General features: G+C 64.2%; 11 protein-coding genes. 7 read left to right on the top strand and 4 right to left on the bottom strand.

Annotated elements, in window-relative coordinates:
- Window positions 1–287 precede the first annotated feature (287 nt).
- Genes proC through EOA13_RS28855 form a run of 3 tightly spaced genes read right to left on the bottom strand, consistent with a single transcriptional unit; the run spans window position 288 to window position 3,464 of the window.
- Window positions 288–1,103 carry a pyrroline-5-carboxylate reductase gene (proC, locus tag EOA13_RS28865; protein WP_127296905.1) on the bottom strand — a complete coding sequence of 272 codons (816 nt, stop codon included), beginning with the start codon at window positions 1,101–1,103 and terminating at the stop codon, window positions 288–290.
- A 59-nt stretch (window positions 1,104–1,162) separates the two neighbouring features.
- A complete protein-coding gene (locus tag EOA13_RS28860) occupies window positions 1,163–2,497 on the bottom strand; it encodes an O-antigen ligase (protein ID WP_127296904.1) in 1,335 nt (444 codons plus the stop codon).
- On the bottom strand, window positions 2,466–3,464 hold the full coding sequence (locus tag EOA13_RS28855; RefSeq protein WP_127296903.1) for a glycosyltransferase: 999 nt from the start codon (window positions 3,462–3,464) through the stop codon (window positions 2,466–2,468). Before EOA13_RS28855 ends, EOA13_RS28860 begins: the two co-directional genes overlap by 32 nt.
- Before the next feature lie 171 nt (window positions 3,465–3,635).
- On the opposite strand from EOA13_RS28855, the gene EOA13_RS28850 reads away from it, so the two are divergent.
- Genes EOA13_RS28850 through EOA13_RS28840 form a run of 3 tightly spaced genes read left to right on the top strand, consistent with a single transcriptional unit; the run spans window position 3,636 to window position 6,525 of the window.
- Window positions 3,636–4,808: a glycosyltransferase family 4 protein gene (locus tag EOA13_RS28850; protein ID WP_127296902.1), complete on the top strand. Its 1,173-nt coding sequence runs from the start codon at window positions 3,636–3,638 to the stop codon at window positions 4,806–4,808.
- The gene (locus EOA13_RS28845) at window positions 4,805–5,599 is read left to right on the top strand and encodes a WecB/TagA/CpsF family glycosyltransferase (protein ID WP_127296901.1); all 795 of its coding nucleotides are present in this window, start codon (window positions 4,805–4,807) and stop codon (window positions 5,597–5,599) included. The genes EOA13_RS28850 and EOA13_RS28845 overlap by 4 nt, the downstream gene beginning before the upstream one ends.
- Window positions 5,596–6,525 carry a DUF6492 family protein gene (locus EOA13_RS28840; protein WP_127296900.1) on the top strand — a complete coding sequence of 310 codons (930 nt, stop codon included), beginning with the start codon at window positions 5,596–5,598 and terminating at the stop codon, window positions 6,523–6,525. Before EOA13_RS28845 ends, EOA13_RS28840 begins: the two co-directional genes overlap by 4 nt.
- A gap of 2 nt (window positions 6,526–6,527) precedes the next feature.
- Here the strand turns inward: EOA13_RS28840 and EOA13_RS28835 are convergent, their stop codons facing one another.
- Window positions 6,528–7,823 (bottom strand): lipopolysaccharide biosynthesis protein, encoded by a 1,296-nt coding sequence (locus EOA13_RS28835; RefSeq protein ID WP_127296899.1) that lies wholly within the window; start codon window positions 7,821–7,823, stop codon window positions 6,528–6,530.
- Window positions 7,824–8,021: 198 nt separating this feature from the next.
- On the opposite strand from EOA13_RS28835, the gene EOA13_RS28830 reads away from it, so the two are divergent.
- From EOA13_RS28830 to EOA13_RS28815, 4 genes are all read left to right on the top strand, one after another.
- Window positions 8,022–10,571 carry a GumC family protein gene (locus EOA13_RS28830; RefSeq protein ID WP_127296898.1) on the top strand — a complete coding sequence of 850 codons (2,550 nt, stop codon included), beginning with the start codon at window positions 8,022–8,024 and terminating at the stop codon, window positions 10,569–10,571.
- 180 nt (window positions 10,572–10,751) lie between these two features.
- On the top strand, window positions 10,752–11,651 hold the full coding sequence (folD, locus tag EOA13_RS28825) for a bifunctional methylenetetrahydrofolate dehydrogenase/methenyltetrahydrofolate cyclohydrolase FolD (protein ID WP_127296897.1): 900 nt from the start codon (window positions 10,752–10,754) through the stop codon (window positions 11,649–11,651).
- A gap of 56 nt (window positions 11,652–11,707) precedes the next feature.
- On the top strand, window positions 11,708–12,670 hold the full coding sequence (locus EOA13_RS28820) for a GlxA family transcriptional regulator (RefSeq protein ID WP_013530232.1): 963 nt from the start codon (window positions 11,708–11,710) through the stop codon (window positions 12,668–12,670).
- A gap of 371 nt (window positions 12,671–13,041) precedes the next feature.
- Window positions 13,042–14,706: a VWA domain-containing protein gene (locus EOA13_RS28815; RefSeq protein WP_127296896.1), complete on the top strand. Its 1,665-nt coding sequence runs from the start codon at window positions 13,042–13,044 to the stop codon at window positions 14,704–14,706.
- The last annotated feature ends 7 nt before the right edge of the window (window positions 14,707–14,713 follow it).

Raw genomic sequence — 14,713 nt, 5'->3', positions numbered from 1 at the left:
GCGCCATCGCAGCTCGCTCAGCGTCAAAGAAGAAGGCTATCATCGCCGTCGCAAGGAAGCTCCTCGTCGTCCTAAACGCCATCATCCGTGATAAAAAAGCTTTCGCATGAACACAGTTGCCATGCCGCGACCTTGATCGAGGAATGCAGCAGAATTCTGCGCCGTAGCGGCGCTCGGATGTCACAGGATCCTATGGTCTGCGCCGCGTCGCTTCGCTCCTTGCTCCGCCATAGGATGACGAAGCGATGGGCGTTTCCGCCAAGGCGTCAACGCAAGGAGTTACCGGCTTACTTCCCGAGCTCGATCGATCGCAGCCGCGCGGCCTCTACCGCCTCTGTGAGAAGGCGCGTCAGCCGGTCCTCGCCCATCAGCACGGCCAGCGCCGCGGCCGTCGTGCCCTTGGGGCTGGTGACCTGCCGGCGCAGCACGCCCGGCTCCTCGCCGCTTTCGGCGGCGAGCGAGGCGGCGCCGTAGACGGTCTGCATGGCGAGCAGCTTGGCGGTCGCCGTCGGCAGCCCGGCCTTCTCGGCGGCCACCGTTAGCGCCTCGATGAAATGGAAGATGTAGGCCGGTCCCGATCCGGACACGGCGGTCACCGCGTCCATCAGGCCCTCATCGTCGATGGTGGCCACTTCACCGCTCGCTGACAAAAGGTCGGCGACGAAGCGCTTGGTGTCGTCGGAGACCAGTCTGTTGGAAAACACCACCATCATGCCCTTGCCGATCGCCGCGGGCGTGTTGGGCATGCAACGCACGATCGGCGCGCGGTTTCCCAAGATTTCCTCGAAGGTGGCGGCAGGCGTGCCGGCGGCGATGCTGACGAAGGTGGTGCGGCCATCGCCGAAGCGCTTGTAGGCGGCTGTGACGTCGCGGATCACCTGCGGCTTCACCGCGATGACGACGAGATCGGGCACGGCGTCTGCTGGAATATCGCCGGCATCGGCTGATGTGCCGCAGCCCAACGCTGCGGCGCGATTGCGCAGATCGGCATTGGGCTCGACCACGAAGACCGCCGATGGCGCAAGCTTGCCGGATTTCAGCCAGCCCGAGAGCATGGCGTAGCCCATATTGCCGCAGCCGGCGAGAACAAGTCTGATCGTCATCGAAAGCCCTCCGAAGGAAGCCATCACATAGACGCTGGCGCTTCCCTGGGGAAGCCCTGTCAGGATCGCGAGCCACGATCGGGATCGCGTACCGCGATTGGCCGCAGCGAGACTTGCCTGAGGCCAAGCACGCCGAGCACGAAGAACAGCCAGACCGGGTCGCCGCGATGGAAGAAGAAGCTTTCGAGGAAAGCGTTCAGCGCCGTGAACAGCACCACCATCATGAAGAAGTCGCCGAGATAGATGTTCTCCTTGCGCAACGGAATGCGCATGTAGTCGCGCAACGGGGCGATGAGGAAGGTGTAGACCGCGACGCAAAGTGCCGGAATGCCCATCAGCACGGCGATGTCGAGATAGCCGTCATGGCCGTGCACGATGGTCCTGATGTCCCACGGCCGGTCGAAGGGCTGATCCTGGTTGAGCAGCAGCGGCGTGCCCCAGAAGCTCTCATAGCCGTAGCCGGTCCATGGCTTCTTCGCCAGCATGCTGCCGGCGAACTCCCACAGCGTCGTGCGGCCGGTATAGGTCATGCCGGGGAAATAGATCGCCGCCAGATGTTTTACAGGCGGCAGGAAGACGATGCCCAGCGTGCCGACCGCCGTGGCGACGATCGCCAGCGCAAACAGGATCGGCGTGCCGAGCCGCATGCCTATCAGGCTCGGGAACATCACGATCAGGATCGAGAACGGCACCAGGCCGGCAGTCGTCTTGGAGCCGGTGTGCAGCATGAAGATCATCGCTGCGAGGAAGATCCCGGCGCCCCAGTAGCGCTGTCCGCGCCGGTAGAGATAGAGGCCTGCGAAGCTGAGGCAGGCCATGATCGGCCCGGCGATGTTCTTGTGGGTAAACACGCCGCGCCACAGGCCGGCATGCTCGGGCTCCTGCGAGTCGGCGGTGTGCATCGCCTCGTGCGGAAACACGATGAGGCCGAGATAGGAAAGGCCCATGACCACGACGGCGGTGAAGATGATCACCTTCGAAAAGGCCTCGGCGTCGCGCGGCAGCACCAGGATCGTCGCCATCGTCAGGATGCCGATCAGGGTGAATGAGGCGGCACGCATCGCCGAAGGCGGATCGGTCGACAGGACCACCGACAGGAAAAAGAAGCCCAGCATCAGCACCCAGGACGGGCTGAGCAGCGAGCGCACGACGCGCGGATCGGCAAAGGCCATCAGCGAGAAGATCGACATGGCGCCGAGCGAGCCGAAGCCAAGCTGGTTGACGATGTCGCCGCCTTGACCGGTGAGTTCGGCGCCGCCCGGCTGGAACGGCCGGAAGGACACCATGATGACGGTGAACAGCAGCGCGGCAATGGCGGTGGCCACGCCTTCGCGCGTGAACGCGTCGCTGAGCGGCGCGTGCTCAGTTTTTCTCAGGCTGGCGGTATTGCTCATTGGCATATCCGAATTCGGCCAGCACGCGGCCCAGCGCCACATGGACGGGGTAGATGGCGATATCAGGCGAGCCGGTCCGCGCCAGCCGGATCAGGCCACGAAGCGGCGAGGCGGCAAGCAGTGCCAGGCTCTTCAGCAACACTTTGGCGCCGGCCATTGGCGTGCCGGCACGCTTCTTCTTTTCGACCATTGTCGAGATGACGCCGTTGCGCAGGCTGCGGGCACGAATCCAGTCGGCTTCGATACGCCGCGCCGGAACGGTTTCCAGCACCTTGGCCTCAGCGCACCAACCCAGAACAAAGCCCTTTTGCGCCGACCGGCTGAGAAAGTCGGAATCGCCGCCGCCCATGAAGTTGAATCTGAGATCGAGAAAGGGTGGCCCCATGGCCATCAGCACGTTGCGTCCGACCAGAAGATTGCCGGACGAATAGAGCGCCGGCACGCGTCCGGTTTCCTGGTAAGGCGGCGCGAACACCGGATGCTCGGCCCATCGCGCATGGGCGGGGTCGGCAAACACGGGCACCTGCGGGCCGCCGACAATATCGGCGCCGAGCGTTTCGGCAGCCCGGCACATCCGTTCCAGCCACTGCGGATCGGCGATCTCGTCATCGTCGATGACCAGCAGATGCCTGAAGTTCGGGAATTGCAGGATGGCCGTCTGCCAGCCGGCATTGTAGGCGCTGCAATTGCCGCGCTCATGCGCGGTGATGACGAGGCCCGGCATCTCACCGCGCTCGAACAGCGGCAGCGCCGCCTTGGCGCCGGCTTGCGCGTCGGCTTCGTTCTCCACCACGATGACGGCAAAGCGCCTGCCGGTTTGCTGCGCGCGCAGCGACGCCAGCGTTTCCAGCACCTGCTGGGGACGCTTGAAGGTCGGCAAGGTGACGACGGCTTCGACGGCCTCGACGTCAAGCCGCGGCGTGCGTCCAGCGATCGATACCGAACCGTCCGATGGCAAAGGGATCATCCGTGTCCAGCCACATGGTGAGTTGGGCTCTGGTAGCACCACGGTGATAAGGTTTCGTTAATCACCTTGCACGGAGAAGCCCGCCAGACAGGGACTTTCGGCCATCGAATGTGCTGGCTTAATCAAGGGTTCACCGCACTTTGCTACCGGCTACACCACAGGATAGGTGAGATGCATCTGCTGTTCGCCACATCGATCGTGCCTGACGGCGCTCTCGCCTCGGGCTACGAGATCGCCAACGCTGCGATCATCGCTGCCTTGCGGCGCGCTGGCGCGCGCGTAACCGTCATCGGCTTCACCTGGCCGGGGAAGCCCGCGGCCGACCCCGAAAACACCGTGGTGCTGGGTGCCATCGACGTGCGCACGGACAATGCCTCCGCGCGGCAGAAGCTGGCCTGGGTCGGCAAGGCGCTGCTTTCGGGCCTCACCTTCGCGTCTGTCAAGCTGCGCGCCGTGTCCGACAGCGATGTTCTCGCTGCCATCGAGCAAGCTGGACCAGTTGATGGCTATGTCCTGAATTCCGTGCAGTTCGCCGGCGCCTTCGAAAAGCTGTTCACTGAGCGACCTTCGATCTTCGTTGCCCACAATGTCGAGCATCTTTCGGCGCGGGAGAATGCCGCTGCCGCCGGCAGCCTCTTCCAGCGCCTGCTGTTTCGTCGTGAGGCGAGGCTGCTCAAGATCGTCGAAGAGCGTCTCTGCCGCCGGGCGCGTTTCATCTTCACCCTGGCCGAAGAAGACCGCGCCGCCCTCGGTGTCGCCTCGCACGACCGCTCGGCGGTGCTGCCACTGGTGACCGGTGCCCACGCGCCAACCCTGAAAGGCCCGCGCCGCGTCGACTGCGACGCCGCCCTGATCGGCACCTGGACCTGGCAGCCGAACCGCATCGGCCTCGACTGGTTCCTGGGCAAAATCGTGCCGCATCTGCGACCCGACTTTCGCATCCGCATCGCCGGCCACATGCCTTCGGGCGTCACCTCGAAGCATCCGGGTGTCGAATTTGTCGGCCGCGTGCCCGACGCGCAGGCTTTCGTGCGCGGTGCTGCCGTCATCCCGCTGATCAGCACCGCCGGCAGCGGCGTCCAGTTGAAGACAATCGAAACCTTCGAGCTCGGCCTGCCTTCCGTCGCCACCAGCCGTTCGCTGCGCGGCATCGACCACCGTCCGGCCAACTGCGTCGTCACCGACGATCCCGTCGCCTTCGCCAAGGCACTTGAGGCTGCGGCGGCCGACATCCGCGATGTTGACGGCAGCGCGTTCCGGGGCGCGCAGGTCAAGGCGCTCGACGCTGCCATCCGGCTCGGCCTCGAAAAGCTCGAGCCTGTCAGGCAGGAGGCGTTTGCATGAACATGCATTCCGCCCGCGCCGCGTTCGGGCTCGACACGCTGAAGACGATCCTTGGCATCCCGGTGGTTGCGGTCCGTTGGAACGATGCCATCGCCCTGCTGAACCGGTTGATTGCCGAGCGGCGCTTCACCAAGGTCAGTTTCCTCAACGCCCACAACGCCAACATCGCCTATACCGACCGGGTGTTCGCCGGGGCACTCGATGATTTCCTCATCCTGCCCGACGGCATCGGTATCGATCTGGCGGCGAGACTCCTCTACGGGGCGCCATTTCCCGACAATCTCAACGGTACCGATTTCGTCCCGGCCTTCCTGCAGGCCTCAACGACGCCGCTGACCGTCGGGCTGCTCGGCGCGACGCGCGTCAATGCCGAAGCGGCGTCGGTCAAGCTGGCGGCTCTGGCCGTGCAGCACAGCTTCGTGGTGATCCATGACGGCTATTTCCCCGCTTCGCAGGAGCAGGAAATTGTCGACCGGATTGCCGCGCTTCGGCCCGACGTGCTGCTCGTCGCCATGGGCGTGCCGCGCCAGGAATTGTGGATCGAACGCCATATCGACGCGCGCCACTGCACGCTGCCGATCGCCGTCGGCGCATTGCTTGATTTCCTGAGCGGCGCGGTGCCCCGCGCGCCCTTGTGGATGCGCCGGCTGCGGCTCGAATGGCTGTTCCGGTTGGCTGTCGAACCGAGCCGCCTGTGGCGCCGCTATGTGGTCGGCAACCCGCTGTTCCTGCTGCGCGTCGTCAGGCAGAAATTCTCGCGTACACCCGAAGCAGCGAGGGATATCAAGTGAACAGCAGGTTCGTGCCAGGTGCCGCTGTCGAACCGAGCCCGCTGCGGCAGACACCGACGGCGGCAATCGTGACGGCAAGCTACGCGCCCGACTTCGAGCGCTGCCGCCTGCTGTGCGAGACACTTGATCGCCACGTTTCGGGCACGGCGCACCATTACATCCTGGTCGAACATCGCGACGTCAGGCAGTTTCGCCAATTGGAAACCGGCCGCCGCACGGTCGTCGACGAGCGTGAATTGCTGCCGCGCTGGCTGCACGCTTTCGACGATCCGCTCAGCCTGTTTCGCCGGCGCGTGTGGCTCAGCCTTAAGACCCAGCCGCTGCGCGGCTGGCATGTGCAGCAGTTGCGTCGCATCGCCATCTCGGCGCATGCCGGGGAAGACGTGCTCATCTTCTGCGATTCAGACGTCGCTTTCCTCAAACCTTTCGACTGCGGCGCCTTTTGGCGCGACGGCAAGGTGCGCCTGTTCCGCCGCGACGGTGTCCTGGCGGACGAAGGTCATGAGGAGCATCGCATCTGGTCGCGCAATGCGGGATCGGCACTCGGCATCGACCCGTCCCGGACGTCGATCCATGACTATATCTCGACGCTGATCGCGTGGCGGCGCGACACCGTGCTGGCCATGTGCGCCGAGATCGAGAAGGTCCATGGCCGCGACTGGGTCGAGGTCGTCGGCTCGGCGCGCAAATTCTCCGAATGCATGATCTACGGCCGCTATGTCGACGATCTGCTGGACGGTGCCGGCCACTTCCACGGTTCGGAAGAGTTCTGCCGTGTCCACTGGACCGGCGAGGCGCTGTCGGACGACGAGTTCCGCCGCTTCGTTGCCGCCATGGCGCCGGAGCAGGTGGCGATCGGCATGCAATCCTTCATCGGCACCGATATCGGCCGCATCCGCCGTCTGATCGGGCTAGTCCGCTCTTAGTGCTAAATCGCCTTTGCCGGCTTGCGCATCGCCGAATAGGTGAGCAGCGTCGAGGCCAGATACAGAAGCAGGAAGACGACGTTGAGCGACAGCACCATATTTGGCGTGTCGTGGATGGTCGTCAGCACATAGGTCAGCAACACTGCCTTCAGCCCGGCCAGCAGGCCGAGATTGAGCGCCCTCACCAAGGTCTGGCCGCGTGCGAACAGAAGCTCGGCCTGGTATTCGACAAGATTGCGCAGTCCAGGCACGCAGATCGCCAGCACCACCAGCGGCGCTGCCTCGGCGACATTCTTGCCGAGTGCGTTGGGGAAGAAGTGCAGCACGATGCCAAGCGTCAGCAGCGCTGCCGTGGAGACCGCGAAAACGCCGCCTTCGATGCCGCTCTTGACCGCCAGCCGTGACAGCAGTTCCGGCGCGCGCATCATGCGCTGCACCAGCATCATCGAGAAGGTGCGGATCGGAATGGCCGTCAGGTCTACCAGCCGCATGATGATGGCGTAGATGCCAGCCAGATGCGGGCCGCCGATCGCCAGCACCAGCAGCTTGTCGAACTCCATCTGCAGGTAGAACAGCACTTCGGCCCCGGCCACATAGATGGAATCGGCCAATCGCCGAAGATACAGCGCGACGCGCAGCCGCAGCCTCTGGCGCGGGTAGAAGAAGCCGAAGGCAATCAGCAGCGAGGCGGCATTGGCGCCGATATAGAACCAAGACCATATCCAGACGCTGTGTTGTGCTGAGAACATGAACAGCACCGCGCCGAGCGCCCGCAGTGCCGTCGCCAGGATAGCCAGCAGCGCGGCGCGGCCGAACTTGCCCAGACCATTGTTGACGATCAGCGCCACCTCCACCGGCCGCCACAACAGCGCTTCGGCAAAGACGATTGCGGCAAACAGCGACAGCGGCACGGTGTCGGCGAAGAAAAGCAGATAGACGCCGAACGAGGCCGCGGCCAGCAGCGGCAGCGACAGCACGCCGAGCAGCAGGAAGCCGGCGGAAAAAGTGCCGATCAGATTGGGGCGGATGGTGGCGGTGCGGTAGAGCGCCGAGATGAACCCGAAAGCGAGGATGCGCGACAGCATGACACCGGCCGCCGACGCGGTGGCGAACATGCCGAATTCGGAAATGGAGAGCGTGTTGGCCAGCGCGATGAAATAGGCCAGCGAAAACACCAGTCGCCCGCCGGCGCCGCTGATCGCCGAGAAATAGTCGCGAAGCAGCCCCCGTCGTTCGGCCAAAAAGCTGCCGATCCGGGCGAGGGGCCGCCTTTGCGGTATGTCACTGGCCTGCGTCATGTCTCAAGGAGAGCCTAGGCCGGAAAACTTAACGTGCCGTTCTGGAGCCTGGGCTTGTGTTGAAAATAGATGCAACCGAAGCGAGAAACCGACGCTTCGGCGCGGGAAAATTAACCTTTTGTTTTCCATGCCTGTTTAGCGTGGCTTAACGAATGGCCAATCGCCGTTTGCAGGTCGCCAAAGGTAAAGTTCCAGACGATGGTCGACAGGGAAAACCGCGAAGACTGGAAGCGCGAGCGCTCATTGCTGGCGCTTGGCCAAGCTGTGCGCGGCGACGAACCCGACGCGTCCCTGGTCTCGATAGGCGATCGGGCAGACCCGTCATGGCGCGAGGATGCCGCCACCCGTCATCGTCTCGCCCGTTCGCAGCGCGAGGCGCGCAACCCGAAACTGTCGGATCCGGCCGCGACCGACGGGGATCAGGAGCGGGCTTCATCGCCGCACCGCGCGCAAACCACGCCACGGACACAAATCGGTGCCGCCGAAACCGCTGGCGCCCGTCACGCCGATCATGCATCGGAACCTTACGCTGTGGGCGACGCGTCGGTATCCCGAAACGACGGCATGGACAGCCAGCAGTGGAAGCCGCTGATCGATCCGATGCAGGTCGTGCGCGGTGTCGGCAAGTCGAAGCTGCTGATCGTGACGACGACGATACTGGGCGCCGCGCTCGGCATCACCATCGCGCTGTCGACGCCGAAGAAATATGAGGCCACCACCGAACTGATCGTCGACCCGCGCGACCTGAAGCTCACCGACCGCGACCTCACCCAGTCGGTCGTCGCCTCGGACGCCACGCTGGCCATCGTCGAGAACCAGGTCCGGGTGCTGACATCAGGCACCGTTCTCAACAAGGTCGTCGACAAGCTCAATCTGGTCAACGACCCCGAATTCAATGGGCAAGGCGGCGGCGGCCTCAGCGTCATGTCGCTCATCCGCTCCGTCCTGTCCCGCAATGACGGGCCGGGCGGTGTCGACGACGCCCGCCGCCGCGCGCTTGCTGTCGGCAATCTGGCCGAGAGCCTTTCGGTCGAGCGCGGCGGCAAGACCTTCGTCATCACCGTCAGCGCCACCACGCAGAATGGCGAGAAATCGGCCCTCATCGCCAACACGATGACGGATGTCTTCCTGCAGACCTTCGGCCAGATACAGTCGGACACCGCAGGCCGCGCCACCGACGAACTGACGGCCCGGCTTGACGCGTTGCGCAAGGGAGTCGAGGCCGCCGAGCGCAAGGTCGAGGATTTCAGGGCCACGCACGACCTTGTCGACGCGCAGGGCCATCTCATCAGCGATGACGAGATGCTGAAGCTCAACGAGCAACTGTCGGTTGCCCGCGCCCGCACGCTGGAGCTGAATGCCCGGGCCGCTTCGGCGCGTTCGGTCGACGTCAATTCGGTTCTCACCGGCACCTTGCCGGAGGAGATCAACTCCAACACGATGAGCGATTTGCGTTCGCAATATGCATCGCTCAAGCAGGAAGCTGACCGCGCCGCCATTCGGTTTGGCCCGCGCCATCCCGAACTCCAGGCGCTCAATGCCCAGATTGCCGGCGCACGCGACCGCATCGCCGCGGAGCTGCGTCGCATCGGCTCGTCGCTGCAGGTCGACCTCAAGCGCGCCGTCCAGCTCGAACAGGACCTTGCCTCTCGCCTGGCGCAGCTGAAGGTCCGCAGCGGCGACGTCAACAGCGACCTCGTGTCGATGCGCGAACTGGAGCGCGAGGCGACCGCCAAGCGTTCCGTCTACGAACAGTATCTGCTGCGCGCCAAGGAAACCGGCGAGCAGAAGGACATCAACACAGCCAACATCAACGTGATCTCGAAGGCCTTCGCGCCGCTCGAGGCAAACGGGCCGTCGCGGGTCGTGGTCGCGCTCGGCGGCCTGTTGCTGGGTTTCGCCTCCGGCATTGGCCTCGGAGCCATGCGTGGCGCCTACGAGAGCCTGCGTGACACCGCCAATTCGCGCTCGCGCCGCGACCATGGCACGGACGAACGCCGGACGCCTTACGAAGACAAGGCATATCGGGCAGCGCCGCCGCCGGCGCCGCCACAAACACCAGCGCCGCAGCCATCGACACCCCCGCCTGCATCACCACCGCCGGCCGCGCCACCGCCTGTCCAGCAAGCCGAGGTCTCGCCGGCCGAAGGTCCCGGCCGGATCGGTGCCTTGCTGTCGAGACTGCACAAGTCCGTCTCCCGCAAGCCATCCCCGGAGGAGCCGTTCGATACCGTTGAATGGGCCTCTGCCGAAAACGCGAAACCAATGCACGATCCGCAATACCGCGCTTATCCCCAGTCGGCGCCAGCCTTCGAGCCTCGGCAGGCGGCCGCGACAGCATACCCGGCGCCGCCTTTCCAGCCCGGCGGCCATCCGCAGCAGGCGGCGCAGCCGTCACTGCCGCCTCCCATGGTGCCGCAGCGGCCATATTCCGGGCCGCAGCTCTATCCCTACGCGCAGCCATTGGGCTACGCACAGCCGCCGGCCTATCCCTATTCGCAATCGATGCCGGCCGCCAATGCCGGGCAGCAGCCCGATCCGGCTCAGCCTGCTTCCGAGTCCTATCCACAGCCGCCCCTCCCGCAGCAGCAGGCGCCTCAGCCTCATCAGCGATCGGCGGAGCCGTCGCGGGTCGTGGAGGATGCCGAGCAGCAAGCGCCAATCGAGGAAATCCGCGCCAGCCTGCGCGAATTCCGTGAAGCGGTTCGCGAACTGACCGAGAGCCGCGCGCGGCGCCGCTACTTCTGAGCCACAAAAATCTGCGCGGTGCCGTACAAAAACATGCCGGTTTCGCGTAAACGGCATGGGACGGCGCTTTGGCGGGATTGCATGTTGGAATTTTCGTGAAAATGCCACGCTGTGAAAGATCGAAAAGCGCGTCGCTTCCGGAAGCGACGCGCTTGGGCATTCTGGTGTTGAGGGTAGTCCATGGCCGAAGTGATTGATGGCAAGAGCGTTGCCGGGGACGTTGTGGGGGCGGTCAAGACCCTGACGGCTGAACTTGTCGCCAAGGGCAAGGCCAAGCCTGGTCTTGCAGTGGTCATGGTCGGCGAGGATCCCGCCAGCCAGGTCTATGTCGCGTCCAAGTCGCGCACCGCCAAGGAATGCGGCTTTCATTCCGTTCAGCACACGCTGCCGGCCGAAACCTCGGAACCGGCACTGCTGAAGATCATCGGCGACCTGAACGCCGATCCGGCCATCAATGGCATCCTCGTGCAGCTTCCGCTGCCGGCCCACATCGACGCCGGCAAGATCATCCAGACCATCGCGCCGGAAAAGGATGTCGACGGCTTCCATTTCATCAATGTCGGCAAGCTCGGCACCGGTGAACTCGAGACAGCCTTCGTGCCTTGCACGCCGGCCGGCTCGATGCTTCTGATCGAGCGGGTGCGCGGCAAGGACCTGTCCGGCCTCAATGCCGTCGTCGTCGGCCGCTCCAACATCGTCGGCAAGCCGATGGCCAACCTGCTGCTAGCCGCCAATTGCACCGTCACCATCGCCCATAGCCGCACCAGGGACCTGCCGGCACTTGCCCGCACCGCCGACATTCTTGTCGCGGCCGTCGGCAGGCCGGAGATGATCAGGGGTGATTGGGTCAAGCCAGGCGCCACCGTCATCGATGTCGGCATCAACCGCATTCCGGCGCCGGAAAAGGGCGAGGGCAAGTCCCGTCTCGTCGGCGATGTCGCCTATGCCGAAGCGGCCAAGGCCGCCGGCGCCATCACGCCGGTGCCTGGCGGTGTCGGGCCGATGACCATTGCCATGCTGATGGCCAATACGTTAGCCTCGGCCTACCTAGCGGCCGGATTGAAACGGCCGTCCTTCTGACCCGCCAGAAAGCCGCAGCTTTGCCGAACCCCAGTGTTCCCTCAGAACGGCCGGTCATGACGGACCCCGTTCAAGGTGGCCGGCAATTCGCATTCCTGCTGGTAGACAAGTTCTCCATGTTCTCGCTGGCTGCGGCGATCGATACGTTCCGGTCGGCGAACCGGTTGCTCGGCCGTGACTTCTACGGCTGGACGACGGTGTCGGCCGATGGCGATCCGGTGATGGCTTCCAACGGCCTGCCGCTCAAGATCGACTACGCCGTTGCCGACCTGCCGCCGGTCGATATCCTGTTCGTCTCGGTTGGGCTGACGACGGAATTCCCCGGCAAGAGCAAGGTGCTGGCGGCACTGCGCAGCTGGGGCCGGCGCGGCAATGCGCTGGGTGCCCTGTCGGTCGGCTCCTATCTGCTGGCCGAGGCCGGCCAGCTCGAAGGCTATCGCTGCACCATCCATTGGGAAAACCGTGCCGGCTTCGTCGAACGCTTCCCCGACATCAACTGCACCGGCAACGTCTTCGAGATCGATCGCAAGCGCTACACCTGTGCCGGCGGCACCACTTCGATCGACCTGATGCTGGAGATCGTGCGCGGCGATTTCGGCTCGAACCTCGCCAATGGCGTCGCCAACCAGTTCCAGCACGAACGCATCCGCTCGGCCGGCGACCGCCAGCGCGTCGGGCCGGAACGCGACCTGACCGGCAAGTCGGAGAAGCTCAGGCGCATCGTCGAACTGATGGCCGACCACCTCGACGAGCCGCTGTCGGCGGTACAGCTGGCCAAATCCGCCGGCCTTTCGGTACGCCAGGTCGAGCGCCTGTTCCTGCGCCATCTCAGCGTCACGCCCGGCCGTTACTATATGCGGCTGCGGCTGGAGCGGGCGCGCGAATTGCTGCGCCAGACCAACATGCCGATCCTCGACGTGGCGATCGCGACCGGCTTCACCTCGCATTCCTACTTCGCCCAAAGCTACCGGCTGCAATTCGGCAGGCCGCCCTCGGAAGAGCGCCGCACGACCTACTGAACTTCGCTTCCGTTGAAAAGTTCGGCATTCGGCCCGGCGCATCGGACCAGGGCAGCGAATTCGGGTAACGGTTCTTTCGGAGCCTTCGCCGCGTAGGCTGACGGGTACATCAAACGAAAAACCCGCCTGAGCGGCGGGTCACCGGCGCAAATCAGCACCATGGACGAATATATACGATAGCTGAGGGCACCGAGTCAAGAAAAAATTCCTATCCTGGAAAATTATCGGCACTGCCGACACGTCGAACTGGCTGTCGTCGGACTTTTGTTAAGCTGAGTTCGGAGCCCTGCGCACCGGGCGCCCGGACTTGTGTCCCGGCGCCGCGTCAAATAGCTTGCCGCCCGGATCAGGGGTGGATTTAGGAGATTTCGATGGCGGGACTTGCACGGGGTGTCGCGGCGGCGGTCCTCCTTTTGTCGATGACGACGTTCGGCTTCGCCGCAAACAAGGTCATCATCATTCTCGATGCGTCCGGCTCGATGTGGGCGCAGATCGACGGCAAGCCCAAGCTCGAAATCGCCCGCGAGTCGCTTCGAACCGTGCTTCAATCGGTCCCCACCGACGACGAGATCGGCTTCATGGCCTATGGCCATCGTGAAAAGGGCAGCTGCGACGACATCCAGCTGATCGTGCCGCCGCAGGCAGGTTCGGGCAGCGCCATTTCGGCCGCCGCCGACAGCCTGAAATTCCTCGGCAAGACACCCCTGACGGCGGCGGTCAAACAGGCGGCCGAGGCGTTGAAATACACCGAGGACAAGGCGACCGTCGTGCTCATCACCGACGGGCTCGAAACATGCGGCGGCGACCCCTGCGCGCTTGGCAAGGAGCTCGAGGCATCCGGCGTCGCCTTCACCGCCGATGTCGTCGGTTTCGGCCTCACCGCCGACGAGGGCAAGCAGATCGCCTGCCTCGCCGACAACACCGGCGGCAAATACATCCAGGCCTCCGACGAGAAGGCGGTGCAAGAGGCGCTTGTCGAGACAGTGGCGGCGCCGGCGCCGGCGCCTGCTCCTGAACCGGCTCCGGCACCTGCGCCCGCGCCGGAGCCGGCCAAACCGGGATTCAATTTCCTGCCGATAGCGGTGCTTGCCGAGGGCGGCGATCCTGTCACTGACGGCAACGCCTGGGAAATCTACAAGGCCAAACCCGACGGTACGCGCGGCGACTACGTCAGCACCGAATACGGTGCCTATAAGGCCAATCTGGAACCGGGCGACTATATCGTCGTGGCCAGTGACGGCCAGGCGAAAACCGAGCAGAAGGTCAAGATCGAGGCCGGCCAGGTCTACAAGCCGCTTTTCAACTTGAATGCCGGCACGCTCATCATCCACCCGCGACCGAGCGCGGGGGCGGATGTCGTCGATGGCGCGGCTGTCGTCATCGATTATCCGGGTGCAGACATGCCCGCGACCTTTTATGGGACGACGAAAGCCGTGTTGCCGGCCGGCGACCAGAAGGTGACTGTCACGATCGGGCAGGGCGTGGCTACCGATACGATCCCGCTGGCTGCCGGCAAGACCGTGGAAAAGGACATGATTGCCGGTGTCGGCCATGTCGTTGCCAATGCTTACTATGCTGCCGGCGGCGACAAGGCGGACGGTTCGGGCATCGGCTTCAAGGTGCTCAAGGCAAAAAAGAAGATCGATGGAACCAGGGACGAGGTGACCTATGCCTACGGACCCGACAGCAAATTCGATCTGCCACCCGATGACTACGTGTTGATTGCGACGGTTGATCTCGCCGTCGTCGAGCAGCCGTTCACTGTCAAGGTGGGCGAATCTCAGAATCTGAAGGTCGCAATGAATGCCGGCGTGCTGGCGATCACCGCGCCCGGAGCCTCGAAGATCGAGATTTTCGAGGCCAAGAAGGACATCAACGGCAACCGCAAGTCGCTTGGCTATGCATTCGACCAGAAGTATCAGGCAGCGATTCCTGCGGGCGACTACGCCGTCGTCTCGGAGAAATCCGACAACAGTTCCAAAGAAGGCAATGTGACGGTCAAGGCCGGCGAGCGAGCCGAGCTAACCTTGCAGTAGAATCGTA

This window comes from Mesorhizobium sp. M7A.F.Ca.US.011.01.1.1 (assembly GCF_003998295.1).
Lineage (GTDB): Bacteria > Pseudomonadota > Alphaproteobacteria > Rhizobiales > Rhizobiaceae > Mesorhizobium.
Note: the sequence above shows the minus strand (reverse complement) of the source record. Positions and strands in the feature narration are given on the sequence as shown.

Coding starts and splice junctions, on each gene's coding strand:
- proC (WP_127296905.1), bottom strand. CDS start 1,103: ATGACGATCAGACTTGTTCTCGCCGGCTGCGGCAATATGGGCTACGCC.
- EOA13_RS28860 (WP_127296904.1), bottom strand. CDS start 2,497: ATGAGCAATACCGCCAGCCTGAGAAAAACTGAGCACGCGCCGCTCAGC.
- EOA13_RS28835 (WP_127296899.1), bottom strand. CDS start 7,823: ATGACGCAGGCCAGTGACATACCGCAAAGGCGGCCCCTCGCCCGGATC.
- EOA13_RS28820 (WP_013530232.1), top strand. CDS start 11,708: ATGACGGACCCCGTTCAAGGTGGCCGGCAATTCGCATTCCTGCTGGTA.
- EOA13_RS28845 (WP_127296901.1), top strand. CDS start 4,805: ATGAACATGCATTCCGCCCGCGCCGCGTTCGGGCTCGACACGCTGAAG.
- EOA13_RS28815 (WP_127296896.1), top strand. CDS start 13,042: ATGGCGGGACTTGCACGGGGTGTCGCGGCGGCGGTCCTCCTTTTGTCG.
- folD (WP_127296897.1), top strand. CDS start 10,752: ATGGCCGAAGTGATTGATGGCAAGAGCGTTGCCGGGGACGTTGTGGGG.
- EOA13_RS28855 (WP_127296903.1), bottom strand. CDS start 3,464: ATGATCCCTTTGCCATCGGACGGTTCGGTATCGATCGCTGGACGCACG.
- EOA13_RS28850 (WP_127296902.1), top strand. CDS start 3,636: ATGCATCTGCTGTTCGCCACATCGATCGTGCCTGACGGCGCTCTCGCC.
- EOA13_RS28830 (WP_127296898.1), top strand. CDS start 8,022: ATGGTCGACAGGGAAAACCGCGAAGACTGGAAGCGCGAGCGCTCATTG.